9 protein-coding genes are annotated in these 14096 nt (G+C 59.6%); 6 read left to right on the forward strand and 3 right to left on the reverse strand.

Annotated features, from left to right (window positions below):
* Positions 1–58 precede the first annotated feature (58 nt).
* A complete protein-coding gene (glnE, locus tag WF513_RS15380; protein ID WP_339080278.1) occupies positions 59–3004 on the reverse strand; it encodes a bifunctional [glutamate--ammonia ligase]-adenylyl-L-tyrosine phosphorylase/[glutamate--ammonia-ligase] adenylyltransferase in 2946 nt (981 codons plus the stop codon).
* 265 nt (positions 3005–3269) lie between these two features.
* Here glnE and aceE point away from each other — a divergent pair, with 265 nt between their 5' ends.
* Together aceE and aceF are read left to right on the forward strand one after the other, a co-directional pair.
* The gene (gene aceE, locus WF513_RS15385) at positions 3270–5915 is read left to right on the forward strand and encodes a pyruvate dehydrogenase (acetyl-transferring), homodimeric type (protein WP_339080279.1); all 2646 of its coding nucleotides are present in this window, start codon (positions 3270–3272) and stop codon (positions 5913–5915) included.
* Positions 5916–5926: 11 nt separating this feature from the next.
* Positions 5927–7645, forward strand: a complete 1719-nt coding sequence (gene aceF / locus WF513_RS15390; protein WP_339080280.1) for a dihydrolipoyllysine-residue acetyltransferase — start codon at positions 5927–5929, stop codon at positions 7643–7645.
* Between the two features lie 125 nt (positions 7646–7770).
* On the opposite strand, the gene WF513_RS15395 is transcribed toward aceF, so the two are convergent.
* Positions 7771–8247: a hypothetical protein gene (locus WF513_RS15395; protein WP_339080281.1), complete on the reverse strand. Its 477-nt coding sequence runs from the start codon at positions 8245–8247 to the stop codon at positions 7771–7773.
* A gap of 131 nt (positions 8248–8378) precedes the next feature.
* Here WF513_RS15395 and WF513_RS15400 point away from each other — a divergent pair, with 131 nt between their 5' ends.
* From WF513_RS15400 to WF513_RS15410, 3 genes are all read left to right on the forward strand, one after another.
* Complete coding sequence (locus WF513_RS15400; RefSeq protein ID WP_339080282.1) at positions 8379–11021, forward strand: EAL domain-containing protein; 2643 nt, start codon at positions 8379–8381, stop codon at positions 11019–11021.
* A 65-nt stretch (positions 11022–11086) separates the two neighbouring features.
* Complete coding sequence (gene msrA, locus WF513_RS15405) at positions 11087–11734, forward strand: peptide-methionine (S)-S-oxide reductase MsrA (RefSeq protein WP_339080283.1); 648 nt, start codon at positions 11087–11089, stop codon at positions 11732–11734.
* A gap of 39 nt (positions 11735–11773) precedes the next feature.
* Positions 11774–11971 (forward strand): putative motility protein, encoded by a 198-nt coding sequence (locus WF513_RS15410; RefSeq protein WP_339080284.1) that lies wholly within the window; start codon positions 11774–11776, stop codon positions 11969–11971.
* Positions 11972–12043: 72 nt separating this feature from the next.
* On the opposite strand, the gene rlmJ is transcribed toward WF513_RS15410, so the two are convergent.
* Positions 12044–12889, reverse strand: coding sequence for a 23S rRNA (adenine(2030)-N(6))-methyltransferase RlmJ (rlmJ, locus tag WF513_RS15415; protein ID WP_339080285.1), 846 nt, complete (start codon positions 12887–12889; stop codon positions 12044–12046).
* Positions 12890–13003: 114 nt separating this feature from the next.
* Between rlmJ and WF513_RS15420 the strand changes: the two genes are divergently transcribed.
* Positions 13004–14047: a nitronate monooxygenase gene (locus tag WF513_RS15420; protein WP_339080286.1), complete on the forward strand. Its 1044-nt coding sequence runs from the start codon at positions 13004–13006 to the stop codon at positions 14045–14047.
* Positions 14048–14096 lie beyond the last annotated feature (49 nt).

The raw sequence follows: 14096 nt of genomic DNA on the forward strand, positions 1-14096 counted from the left end.
TCCTCACATTCGATTGCTACAGCATTGACCGGCCGCGCCAGGCGCCCGGACCATTAATTCAACTCAACCCCAGTTCCCGCCAGATGCGCAGCACCGTGCGCCGCTCCTCGGCCAACTGTTCACCGCTGACCACCCCGGGCTGCTTCTGTAGCGCCTGACGATGCGCGGCCGAGCGGTAAGCTTGGTAGATGGTGCGCAGCACGCGGGCGTCTTCACCCGGCAGCAAGCCGATCCGCTCCAGCCCTTCCAAAATGCGAATATTGTCAGTGAAGTCAAGCAATTCCGGGTGCTGGTGCGACCATGCCAGGGCCGCGTATTGCACCATAAATTCAATATCGACGATACCACCGGCGTCCTGCTTGAGGTCGAACGGCGACGCGGCCGTAAAGGCATTCGCCGCGGTGCCCGCCGCCGTGGCCTTGCTGCCGAGGTTATCGCGCATCTTCGCGCGCATCTCGCTGACTTCACTGCGCAGGCTTACCAGATCACGCTCACGTCGCAAAACTGCAGCGCGCACTGCCTCGAATGCCTTGCCGACGCGCGTGCAGCCGACCAGCACCCGCGCCCGCACCAGCGCCTGATGCTCCCAGGTCCAGGCTTCGCTTTGTTGATAGCGTTCAAAGGCGCCCAGCGAGCTGACCAGCAGACCCGCTGCGCCCGAGGGCCGTAGGCGCATATCCACCTCATAAAGCTGGCCGGAGTTGGTCTGCGTGGTCAACAGGTGAATGATGCGCTGACCCAAGCGATTGAAGAACTGCGCGCCGTCGATGGCTTTTTCGCCGTCAGTTTCTGCGTGCGGGTCGCCGTCGTGGATAAACACCAGATCAAGATCGGAGCCGTGGCCCAGCTCGATACCGCCGACCTTGCCATAGCCGACGATGACAAAGTCCGGATCGCAGAGACTGCCATCGGCACGCTGCGGTGAGCCGTATTTACTCACGGTATTGCGCCACGCCAGGGCCAGCACCTGATCAAGAATCGTCTCGGCCAACCAGGTCAAGTAATCGCTGACTTTCATCAGTGGCAGGGTGCCGGTAATTTCCGAAGCCGCCACGCGCAGACGGTGCGCCAGTTTGAAGTGACGCAGCGCTTCCATTTGCTGCTCCAAGTCCTCCTCGGGAATGCGCATCAGCCGCTCACGCAGTTCGGCCGCTAATTCGGGCGCCTGCGGTGGGCTAAACAAGCGGCCCTCATTAAGCAACTCATCAAGCAACAGCGGAAAGCGGGTGATCTGCTCGGCGATCCATGGGCTGGCTGCGCACAAGGTGAGCAACCGTTGCAGGGCACTGGGATTTTCGGTCAGCAGCACCAAATAGGCTGAGCGCCGCGCTACGGCCTCAACCAGCGGGAGCACACGTTCCAGCACTAGATCTGGGTTTTTATGCTCAATGGCTTGGGCCAGCAGGCGCGGCACAAAAGCATCCAGACGCTCGCGCCCCAAGCGCTGCATCGCACGCACCTGATTGCTGCTGCGCAGGCCCACTAAGTAGCGCCAAGTTGACTCGGGTTGGCTAAAGCCCGCCTCTGCCAGTTGCCGGCAGGCTGTTTCCTCGTCAAACACTTTGGTCCATAACGGCTGCCATTCACCGCCAACCACCGACTCTTCAGCGCCTTCAACATCCTCATCGGGATCGGCAATCACTTGCCGAAAATGCCAATCAACCCGGCCACGCCAGTGCATCAGGCGCTCATGGAACGCCTGCCAGCGGTCAAAACCCATAATAAAGGCGACCCGCGCACGGTCCTGATCATTGTCCGGGAGTGTTTGCGTTTGCCGATCATCAATGGCCTGCAGGGCGTGCTCGGCGTAACGCAAGAAGGCGTAGGCATCATGCAGCTCGTCGGTCACCGACGCCGGCAGATAGCCCTGATCACGCAGGGTGTTGAGCACCGCGAACAGCGAACGCTGCTGCAAGCTCAGGTCGCGCCCGCCGTGAATCAGCTGGAAGGCCTGAGCGATAAACTCCACTTCGCGGATGCCGCCCGAGCCCAGCTTAATATTTTCAGCCATGCCCTTGCGCCGCACCTCTTGCTGAATCAGCTGCTTCATCGCGCGCAACGCTTCAATGGCTGAGAAGTCCAGATAGCGCCGATAAACGAAGGGCCGCAGCATCTCCAGCAACTGCGCGCCGGCGACTTGATCACCGCCGACCACCCGCGCCTTGATCATCGCGTAGCGTTCCCAGTCGCGACCCTGATCCTGGTAGTACTGCTCCAGTGCATTGAAGCTAAATACCAGCGAACCGGAGGAGCCGTAAGGTCGTAGGCGCATGTCGGTGCGAAAGACGAAGCCATCGACCGTAATCACATCCAACGCCTTGATCAACTTTTGACCGAGGCGAATAAAGAACTCTTGGTTATCCAGCGGGCGCTTGACCCCTTGGGTTTCACCGCCTTCGGGGAAGCCAAAAATCAGGTCAATATCCGATGACAGGTTGAGCTCATGAGCGCCCAGCTTGCCCATGCCCAGCACCACTAAATGCTGCGGCTCGCCCGAGCGCCGGCCGATGGGCGTGCCGAATTGAGCGCAGTGGCCGCTGTACAACCAGTGATAAGCCAGATCGATACACGCATCAGCCATGTCGGAAAGGTCACGACAGGTCTCGACCAGATCAGCCTGGCGACTGATATCACGCCAGATAATGCGCAGTTGCTGGCGATTACGAAAACGCCGCAAGCGCCGCCCCAGTTCGTCATCGTCAAGGCAACCGAGCAATGCCTCAACCAGTTGCCCGCGCAATTCAGCCGCAGCCAAGGGTCGCTCAAGCTCACCACTGACGGCCAGGTCGAGCAGCATCTGCGGATCACGCTCACCCTGCTGCACGACGAAATCACTGGCGGCGGCCACGCGTTGCAGCGCCACCCGTCGCTCGCTCGGCCAAGCTGCAAACGCCGCAGCCGCTTCGCCGCCAAGCGCGGCGAACGCCTGCTGCAAGGACTGTTCGGCACGAGCGACAAGGTGGGCCAAGGCAGCAGGTGAAGCGGCCAGCGCGGGCAAGCTCATGGTCTATCCTTTTTAGCAATTCAACAGTGCGCCGAGCATCGATGGCAAACGCTCATCGGGACCCCAGCACGTCACTGGCAATAAATAATTGTAGTTTTACTACCAAAGATTGTACCCCGCAGGCTGAAATCGGCGTCGTAATGTAGTAAAACTACACGCAGCCGGTCCTACCCCCGGTCAATCCAAGAATTCACGCGGCCACTCACGAAGTCGCCCGCGAAACCTGGCCTCCGATTCTGGAAGCCTTTGAGCCCTGGAGCAAGCCATGCAAGACCTCGATCCCGTCGAAACCCAGGAATGGCTAGACGCCCTGGAATCGGTTCTCGACAAAGAAGGCGAAGACCGCGCCCACTACCTGATGACCCGCATGGGCGAACTCGCGACCCGCAGCGGCTCGCAGTTGCCCTATGCGATCACCACGCCCTACCGCAACACCATCCCGCTGACCCACGAAGCACGCATGCCTGGCGACCTGTTTATGGAACGCCGCATTCGCTCGTTGGTGCGCTGGAACGCGCTGGCCATGGTGATGCGCACCAACCTGAAAGATTCAGACCTGGGCGGCCACATCTCCAGCTTCGCCTCCTCGGCGACGCTGTATGACATCGGTTTTAACTACTTTTTCCAAGCGCCAACCGAAGAGCACGGCGGCGACTTGATCTTCTTCCAAGGCCACGCCTCGCCCGGCGTTTACGCACGCGCCTTCATGGAAGGCCGCATCAGCGAAGAGCAGATGAACAACTTCCGCCAGGAAGTCGATGGCAAAGGCCTGTCGTCCTACCCGCACCCTTGGCTGATGCCCGACTTCTGGCAGTTCCCGACGGTGTCTATGGGCTTGGGTCCAATCCAGGCAATTTACCAAGCGCGCTTTATGAAGTACCTAGAAGCACGCGGCTTTATCCCGGCTGGCAAGCAGAAAGTCTGGTGCTTTATGGGCGACGGCGAGTGCGACGAGCCGGAATCCTTGGGTGCGATTTCCCTCGCAGGCCGCGAGAAGCTGGACAACCTGATCTTTGTCATCAACTGCAACCTGCAGCGCCTCGACGGCCCAGTGCGCGGCAATGGCAAGATTATTCAGGAGCTCGAAGGGGTGTTCCGTGGTGGTGGCTGGCATGTCAATAAAGTGGTCTGGGGCCGTTTCTGGGACCCGCTGCTGGCCAAAGACGTCGACGGCATCTTGCAGCGACGCATGGACGAAGTCATCGACGGCGAATACCAGAACTACAAGGCCAAAGACGGCGCGTTCGTGCGTGAGCACTTCTTCAATTCGCCAGAACTCAAGGCCATGGTCGCTGATTTGTCTGACGACGAGATCTGGAAGCTCAACCGCGGCGGTCACGACCCGTACAAGATGTATGCGGCTTACCACCAAGCGGTTAACCACAAAGACCAGCCGACCGTCATTTTGGCCAAGACTGTTAAGGGTTATGGCACCGGCGCCGGTGAAGCGAAGAACACCGCGCACAACACCAAAAAAGTCGATGTCGACAGCCTCAAGCAGTTCCGCGACCGCTTCGACATTCCGGTAAAAGACGACGAGCTGGAAAGCCTGCCGTTTATCAAGCCGGAAGCAGGCAGCGCCGAAGCCCGCTACCTGCACGAGCGCCGCGAAGCCCTCGGTGGTTTTGTGCCACAGCGCCGGGCTAAGAGTTTCAGCATCCCGACGCCGCCACTGGAAACCCTCAAGGCCATCTTGGATGGCTCGGGCGACCGTGAAATTTCCACCACCATGGCCTTCGTGCGCATCCTCGCGCAGCTGGTCAAGGACAAGGACATTGGCTCACGCATCGTGCCGATTATCCCGGACGAAGCGCGTACCTTCGGCATGGAAGGCATGTTCCGTCAGCTCGGCATCTACTCCTCGGTCGGCCAGCTCTATGAGCCAGTCGATAAAGATCAGGTGATGTTCTACCGCGAGGACAAGAAGGGCCAGATCCTCGAAGAAGGCATCAACGAAGCCGGCGCCATGAGCTCCTTCATTGCCGCAGGCACCTCGTACTCCAGCCACAACCAGCCGATGCTGCCGTTCTACATCTTCTATTCGATGTTCGGTTTCCAGCGCATTGGCGACCTGGCCTGGGCCGCTGGCGACAGCCGCACCCGCGGCTTTTTGATCGGCGGCACCGCCGGACGCACCACGCTCAACGGCGAAGGCCTACAGCACGAAGACGGCCATAGCCACATCCTGGCCGCGACCATCCCTAACTGCCGCACGTATGACCCGACCTACGGCTACGAGCTGGCGGTGATCATTCAGGACGGCATGAAGAAGATGACCGAACTGCAACAGGACGTTTTCTACTACATCACCGTGATGAACGAATCCTACCAGCAGCCGGCCATTCCGCTGGGTGTCGAGGACGGCATCATCAAGGGCATGTACCTGCTCGAAGAAGACAAGAAGGAAGCCGCGCATCACGTGCAGCTCCTTGGCTCCGGCACCATCCTGCGCGAAGTGCGCGAGGCGGCGAAAATTCTGCGTGACGAGTTCAACGTCGCTGCAGACGTATGGAGCGTCACCAGCTTCAACGAACTGCGCCGTGACGGCTTGGCCGTGGAACGCAGCAACCGTCTGCATCCGGGCCAGAAGCCCAAGCAAACCTACGTGGAAGAGTGCTTGGGCGGCCGCAAGGGCCCAGTGATTGCCTCGACCGACTACATGAAACTGTTCGCCGAACAGATTCGTCAGTGGGTGCCGAGCAAAGAGTTCAAAGTACTCGGCACCGACGGCTTCGGCCGCAGCGACAGCCGCAAGAAGCTGCGCCACTTCTTCGAAGTGGACCGCAACTGGGTGGTCCTGGCCGCACTGGAAGCCCTCGCCGACCGTGGTGATATCGAACCTAAGGTGGTGGCTGAGGCCATCGCCAAGTTCGGTATCAATCCGGAAAAACCTAACCCACTGGACTGCTAAGGAGCGAAACGATGAGTGAATTGATTCGCGTACCCGACATCGGTGGTGGTGAGGGTGAAGTAATTGAGCTGATGGTGAAGGTCGGCGACCGCATCGACGCTGACCAAAGCGTGCTGACGCTTGAGTCGGATAAGGCCAGCATGGAAATCCCCGCGCCGAAAGCTGGCGTGGTGAAAAGCCTAAAAGTGAAGCTGGGCGATCGCTTGAAAGAAGGCGACGAACTGCTGGAGCTTGAGGTTGAAGGTGACGCTGCGGCAACACCGGCTGAGGCTGAACCTGAAACCGCCGCACCTGCTGCAGCGACAAAAACGCAATCCGCACCGCAAGCAAACGAACAACCGGCCGCTGCGCCCACCAGCAGCAGCGTACAGGACATTCACGTACCGGACATCGGCTCGGACGGCAAAGCCAAGGTCATCGAAATACTGGTCAAGGTCGGCGACACCGTCGAAGCCGAACAGTCGCTGATCACCTTGGAATCCGACAAAGCCAGCATGGAAATCCCCTCGCCGGTTGCCGGTGTGGTGGACAGTATTAGCGTCAAGCTGGAAGACGAAGTCGGCACCGGCGACTTTATCCTCACGGTTAAGGTCGCAGGCGCAGCAGCTGCTGCACCTGCGCGCCCAGCTGAACCCGCGCCAGCACAAGCCGCCACGCAAAAACCTGAGGCCGCAGCGGCGCCCGCACCGGCATCCACAGCGGACGGCCACAAAGTGCCCGCCGGGGCAAACCCGGCAATCGCCGCAGAAGTCAGCGCCATTGCCTCACTTTCAGCCGCCGCTGCCAATGTGGCAGCCATGCCCAAGCGCGATGGTGCCAAGGTGCATGCCGGCCCAGCGGTACGCTTATTGGCGCGTGAGTTGGGTGTCGAGTTGGCGGTCGTGCCCGGCACCGGGCCAAAAGGTCGTGTGCTCAAAGAAGACGTGCAGGCTTACGTCAAAGCGATGATGCACAAGGCTAAGGAAGCCCCAGCTGCCGGCGCAACCGGCGGTGCCGGCATCCCGCCGATTCCGGTGATTGATTTCAGCAAGTTTGGTGAAATTGAAGAAGTGGCCATGACCCGCTTAATGCAGGTCGGCGCCAATAACCTGCATCGCAGCTGGCTCAATGTGCCGCACGTGACCCAATTCGACTCGGCGGACATCACCGAGCTGGAAGCCTTCCGCGTGGCACAAAAAGGCGTGGCGGAAAAAGCCGGGGTCAAGCTCACGGTGTTGCCACTGCTGCTCAAGGCCTGCGCCTTCCTGCTTAAGGAGCTGCCGGACTTCAACAGCTCACTGGCGCCGAGCGGCAAGGCAATCATCCGTAAGAAGTACGTGAACATCGGCTTTGCCGTGGACACCCCGGAGGGTTTGCTCGTACCGGTGATTAAAAACGTCGAGCAAAAAAGCCTGCTACAACTGGCCGCTGAAGCCGCCACTTTGGCGGAGAAGGCGCGCAGCAAAAAGCTCTCCGCTGATGACATGCAGGGCGCCTGTTTCACCATCTCCAGCCTGGGCCATATTGGCGGCACCGGCTTTACGCCGATCGTCAACGCGCCGGAGGTGGCGATTTTGGGTGTCAGCAAAGCGACTATTCAGCCGGTGTGGGATGGCAACGCCTTCCAGCCTAAGTTGATGCTGCCGCTGTCACTGTCCTATGACCACCGGGTCATCAACGGTGCCGCAGCGGCGCGCTTCACCAAGCGCCTGAGTGATGTGCTGGCCGATATCCGCACCCTGCTGCTGTAACCCAGCAGCCTCGTCGGTATGCAAAACCCCGCTCAGTTAGGCGGGGTTTTGCATTATTAGCTCAGCGTTCAGTGCATAGGAATGCCGTGGCGGCGGAGCAACACAGCGCCATAAAAACGCGTCGCTCAACCCTTCTGCATATTACGAATCAGAAAACTCATGGCCTTGGCCAGCTCAGCTGCGCCCTTGTGATCGCGCACGATGGTCAGCAGCGGGCGACCATCCTTGGGATTTTGCAGCACGCAGCTGATACCGCTACTTGGGCAGTCATAACGGACAAACGGGTCGACCCCAAACAGGGGAATCCGCTGGTTGCGCACAGCGATATCGGTACCCTGCTGGCCACGGATTTCCTCACGCAGCACCAGCTCACCGGACTCACCCTCACGCACTTGATACAGCAGGTCTTGACGCTGCGCCTGACCGACCTGAAAAGCAGCGCGCAACGCATAGGTCTTGAGCAAGTCATTGCAGTGAGCCAGCAGGGCTTGTCGATCACTCTCAGTCAGGTACAAGCGTTTGAGTTCGCGTAGGTAATTACTTTGCTCAGCACTGCTCAACCCGGCATCGGGCTCAGCAGCAAACGCTGGCGAAGCGGCCATGCAGCCGCTCAACAGCAAGGCGCTTATTAGTTTTCTTGTCAGTCGCAATTGCATGATGCACCCTTACCCGACGCTATAAATGAAGTGAGTCGATTGCCACCTCGTTCAGCATACTGGAAGCCAGCCATCGAATGAAAAGCCATCCCGATGCCGCGAGTCGTTTAGCGGTCGAGGTTGTGACACAGTTGCCAGTGCCTTCGCGCTTAGGCTTACTGCGCTTCGAGCGCTTGAATGAAGCCTGCTGGACCCTGCTGTTCCTCGACGCTAACTGCCAAGGGCCTTTCGGCTTGCCTGCTCAGGCGCTCTGCTCCCTCTTGGATGCCCCCTACGCCAGCTTGATGGAGCCAACGGTTCGCGACCCGCTGCATGACAGCATTGCGCAACAGCTGGCCGAGCATAAGTATTACAACGTGCAGTACCGCCTGCACACCCCACGCGGCAGCCTGACCATAATGGAAACCGGCGAAGCCTTTAAGCAGCGCGGTCGAAACATGCTGCGCGGCTACCTGCTGGTGATGACCGAACAGAGCGCAGCCTCGCCACAGACACTCGAATTATACCAGCGCAGCCAAGCTGAACTGCAGGCCCAGCAAGTGCGTATGCAAGCCCAACAACAGTTGCTTGTAAGCCTTGCGCGCCATCATTACGGCGACAAAGAACCGCTGCGCGAAGCGGCAGAACTGATCAGCAAACGCGCGTGCGAGGTGTTTGGCGTAAGCCGCGTTGGTATCTGGAACCTCAACGGCCATCTGCTTCAGTCGGTGGCGCTGTATGAACAGGCTAAAGGCCAACACATCGTTCAGGCTGACATTGATGCCAGTCATTACCCCGCTTACCTGCAAGCGCTGCACAGCGGCCGTGCGCTGGATGCCCATGATGCTCAGCACGACCCGCGCACCTGTGAGTTAAGCGACAGCTACCTGCGCCCAAAAGGCATTACCGCACTGCTCGATGCCGGCATCCGCAGCGCTGGCAAAATAGTCGGCATGCTGTGCATGGAATACATCGGCCCTGCACGCACTTGGCAGCCTGATGAAATCGCCTTCGCCGGCGCCCTGGCGGACCAATACGCGCACGTACTGGCGAACCAACAACAACGCTCGGCCAGCAACGCCCTGTATTTGTTTCAACGCGCAGTCGAGCAAAGCTCCAGCGCCTTTATCCTGCTCGACCGCGACGGCTTGGTGGAGTACGTCAATCCAAGCTTTACCGCCATCACGCTCTACAGTGCCGGAGAAGTACAGGGCCACAGCCTGTCAGAAATACCTGCCCTAGAAAACCTCAGCAACTTGCTGTTCGATGCCAGCTCAAGCCTGGCCGGACATAACAGTTGGCAGGGTGAATTCAAGAGCCGGCGGAAAAATCTCGATCCCTACTGGGGGCATTTATCCCTGTCTAAGGTCTATGCCGATGACGGCCGCTTGACCCACTACATCGGCATTTACGAAGACGTCACCGCCAACAAGCAGGCGCAACAGCACATCGAGCGCCTGGCTTTTCGTGACAACCTGACCGGCCTGGGCAACCGCTACGCGTTTATCCGTTCGCTGGAGCGCCACTTCAGTGAACACCCCGGCAAACCGGTCAGCCTGCTGCTGGTGGACATCGACAATTTCAAGCGGATCAACGACAGCCTTGGCCACCAGACCGGCGACAAATTGCTGGTCAGCCTGGCGCGCCGTCTACGCAATACGCTCGCACCCAGCAATGTGCTGGCACGCTTTGCCAGCAACGAATTTGCCGTGCTGCTTGATGCCAACCAAGCCGACAGCGAGCAGGTGGCGCAAGAACTGTTGCACACCCTGGATAAACCGCTGTTTGTCGATAACCAACTGATCAACGTCACCGGCTCCATCGGCTTAGCCTGCGCCCCCGAACATGGTAATGATCCGCAGACCCTGATGAAGCACACCGGCCTGGCCCTGCACAAAGCCAAAGCCAACGGCAAAAACCAGCTGCAGGTGTTTACTGAGGCGCTAAACGCCGAGGCGCATTACAAGCTGTTTGTTGAGAGCAACCTGCGCCGCGCCCTCATGCAAAACGAGCTCGAGGTGTTCTACCAACCCAAGTTGTGCCTGAGAACGGGCAAGCTCTTGGGCATGGAGGCGCTGCTGCGCTGGCACCACCCAGAAAAAGGCATGATCAACCCGGATGAATTTATCAGCGTGGCGGAAGAGACTGGCCTTATCATCCCCATCGGTAAATGGGTCACGCGCGAGGCCTGCCGCATGAGTAAACAGCTGATCGCGCTGGGCCATCAGCCGCTGCAAATGGCCATCAACCTATCACCCAAACAGTTTTCCGACCCAGGCCTGGTCGGCGAAATCATCGCCATCCTGCAGGAAGAGCAACTTGACCCGGCCTTGCTTGAACTGGAGCTGACTGAAAGCCTGCTGCTAGATGCCACCGACGATACCCGCCAGCAACTTATCAGCTTAAAAAGCCTAGGTTTGACGCTGGCCATGGATGACTTTGGTACCGGTTATTCGTCACTCAGTTACCTGAAAAAATTCCCCATTGATGTGATCAAAATTGATCGCAGCTTTATCAAGGACATTCCGGATAACCAGGATGATATGGAAATCACCTCAGCGGTGATCGCCATGGCCCACAAGCTGAAACTCAAGGTAGTGGCCGAAGGGATTGAAACCGCTGCGCAGTTGAATTTTCTCCGGCGCCAGCACTGCGATATCGGTCAGGGCTACCTGTTCGATAAGCCCATCGCCGGGCGTGATTTGCTGGAAAGCCTCAAGCGTTACCCACATCGCGGCTGATCGGCCTGTAACAAGCCCGCACGTTGAGGGTCTATGAACATATGTATCTGCTGAGGAAATGGCTCATGGTTTTGCGCTCACACATTCTCGCCCACAAACTTGAACTGCCCACTGCGGAACAAGCGCTGCCGGGGCGCAGCGACATAATGCCGGTGCCGGCCGCGCACTTCGTCAACGGTAATGCACTGCAAGCGCCGTTCCCGGCAGGCCTTGAAGTGGCGGTATTTGCCCTTGGCTGCTTCTGGGGCGCTGAACGACGCCTGTGGCAGCAGCCGGGCGTATGGAGTACGGCAGTCGGTTATGCCGGCGGCCACACGCCCAACCCAACCTACGATGAAACCTGCTCAGGGCTGACTGGCCACACCGAAGTGGTGCTGGTGGTGTTCGACCCAAAACTAACCCGCTACGAAGCGTTGCTGAAAGTATTTTGGGAGGCGCACAACCCAACCCAAGGCATGCGCCAGGGTAACGACACTGGCAGCCAATACCGCTCAGCGATTTATTGCTACGGCGCCGAGCAACTGGCCGCTGCACAAGCCAGCCAAGCTCAGTTCCAGGCCGAGCTGGATAAGGCCGGCTTGGGCTCAATCACCACTGAGGTCCGCGAAGCGCCGCCGTTTTATTACGCCGAGGCTTACCACCAGCAGTACTTGGCGAAAAATCCTGGCGGCTATTGCGGGCTGAGCGGCACCGGGGTGTGCTTACCGGCTTAACGTCGCCAGTGGAAACAGGTCGCAAGGGGAACAGCAGATATGGCGCTCAGCACGCTAAGCAATCAGGTCTCAGTACAGGCAGCCACCCAGGCTTCGGCACTGGCATCGCTGCTGTTGCTGCGCAAGACGCTGGAACTGCAGGCCGCCAGCGGCGGCAGTCTGCTGGCCGCGACCGCGCCAGTAAGCACGCCAAGCAACCCGCCTAATCTAGGCAACCGTATCGACCTGACGGTGTAAGCGCGCTTGCTGTTTGCTGGGCTAACCCATTCTGCAATACAGGCAAGCGCAGCTGGGCTGCGACTGCAGCGCTTAAACTGACGCTTCTTCAATCAACCAATCCATGCGCCAGCCGCCTTGGGTCTGGCCGAGCAACTGGGCCAACCACGGCAGAGTTTGCTTGAGCTCATCCTCCAAGCCCCACGGCGGATTGCTGATCACCAAACCAGACCCATTCAGCCGAGTCGGCTCATCAGTGGAGTGCACATAGAGCTCGATGCGCAGCAGTTTGGGTGCTTTGCTTTTTTGCAGGTCGCTGTAAAAGCGCCGCAGCTGACGCAGGTCTTTAATTGGGTACCAGATCGCCACCACCGCTTGGCGCATACGGCTGATGGCTTCGCTTAGCGACTGCGCGCAGCGTTCCAGCTCATCAACCTGCTCATACGGCGGGTCGATCAGCAGCAGCGCGCGCTTCTCGCGAGTCGGCAGCAAGGCGCGCGGCACATGCCAGCCTTCGCCCAAGTGCACCGCCACGCGGCGGTCGCCGCGCATGTTTTCTTTGAGCAGGCGACCGTCTTCCGGGTGCTTCTCGTTGAGGTGCAGGCGGTCTTGCTCGCGGGTCAACAGACGCGCCAGCTCCGGTGAGCCAGGGTAGTGGCGCAACTCACCATCAAGGTTCATGGCGCGGATCACTTCCAGATAATCCTGCAGCGCATCCGGCACATCCGTGGCTTGCCACAGCCGGGCGATGCCTTGTAACCATTCACCCGTGCGGCTGGCTTGGTCGCCGCGCAGGTCATACAGGCCAATGCCGGCATGGCTGTCGAGGTAAGCAAAGGGCGCTTCTTTGCGTGACAGCAAGGCAATTAAACGGCTCAGCACATAGTGTTTCAGCACATCGGCATGGTTGCCGGCATGGAAGGCGTGGCGGTAGTTCATCGGGCAGGCTCCTATGGCCGCGCAGTCTAACAGGGCAATGAGGCCGCGGCATTTGCCATGCACGGGGCGGGTCCGTACGGTGAGCGCTACTCAACCCGGCTTCGGAGAACTGCCATGCATCTGCAAGCGCTTTTGGGCATTCAGCTGCCCCTGATCCAAGCCCCAATGGCCGGGGTTCAAGATCACCATCTAGCCGTGGCGGTAAGCAATGCCGGCGCACTCGGCTCGCTGCCCTGCGCCATGCTCGATGCGGCAGGCTTGCGCGAGCAACTGCAGGCGTTGAGCGGTAAAACCAATAAACCCTACAACCTCAACTTCTTCTGCCACACCTCGCCAGCGGTCGATAACGTACGCGATGCCGCTTGGCGCGCGGCGCTGGCGCCTTATTACGCTGAATTGGGCGTCGACCCGGCGAGCATAAGTAATGGCCCCGGTCGCCAGCCGTTTAGCGCTGAGATGGCCGAGGTGTTGGCAGCGTTTCGTCCGGCGGTGGTGAGCTTTCACTTTGGCCTGCCCTCGGCCGAGCTGCTGGCGCGGGTCAAAGCCTGCGGGGCCAAGGTGCTCAGCTCGGCAACCACAGTTGAGGAAGCGCTGTGGCTGCAAGCCAACGGGGCCGATGCGATTATTGCCCAAGGGCTTGAGGCTGGCGGCCACCGCGGCATGTTCCTGACCGAGGCGCTAAGCAGCCAGCTCGGCACCTTCGCCCTGCTGCCGCAGATCATTAGAGCGGTAAACGTTCCGGTCATCGCCGCTGGCGGTATTGCCGATGCTCAAGGCGTGCGCGCAGCTATGGCTCTAGGCGCGGCCGGTGTGCAAATTGGCACGTCCTACCTGTGTTGCCCAGAAGCCAACACCAGCGCCCTGCATCGCACCGCCTTGTTTAGCCCGGCGGCCCAGCATACGGCGCTGACCAACGTGTTCAGCGGCCGTCCGGCGCGCGGCATCGTCAACCGGGTGATGCGCGAGCTCGGCCCGATCAGCTCGGCTGCACCGGCTTTTCCGCTGGCTACCGCAGCTATTGCCCCCTTGCGCAGTCAGGCGGAAAAACAAGGCAATGCAGACTTTTCACCGCTCTGGGCCGGGCAAAATGTCAACGGCTGTAAGGCCATAAGCGCCGCCGAATTAACCGCCGAACTGGCCAAAGGTTTCGCCCCGTAGCCCGGATAAGACGCGGTACGCGGCGCAATCTGGGAAACACCTGCGGATT

This window comes from Pseudomonas sp. TMP9, from assembly GCF_037943105.1.
Taxonomy (GTDB): domain Bacteria; phylum Pseudomonadota; class Gammaproteobacteria; order Pseudomonadales; family Pseudomonadaceae; genus Aquipseudomonas.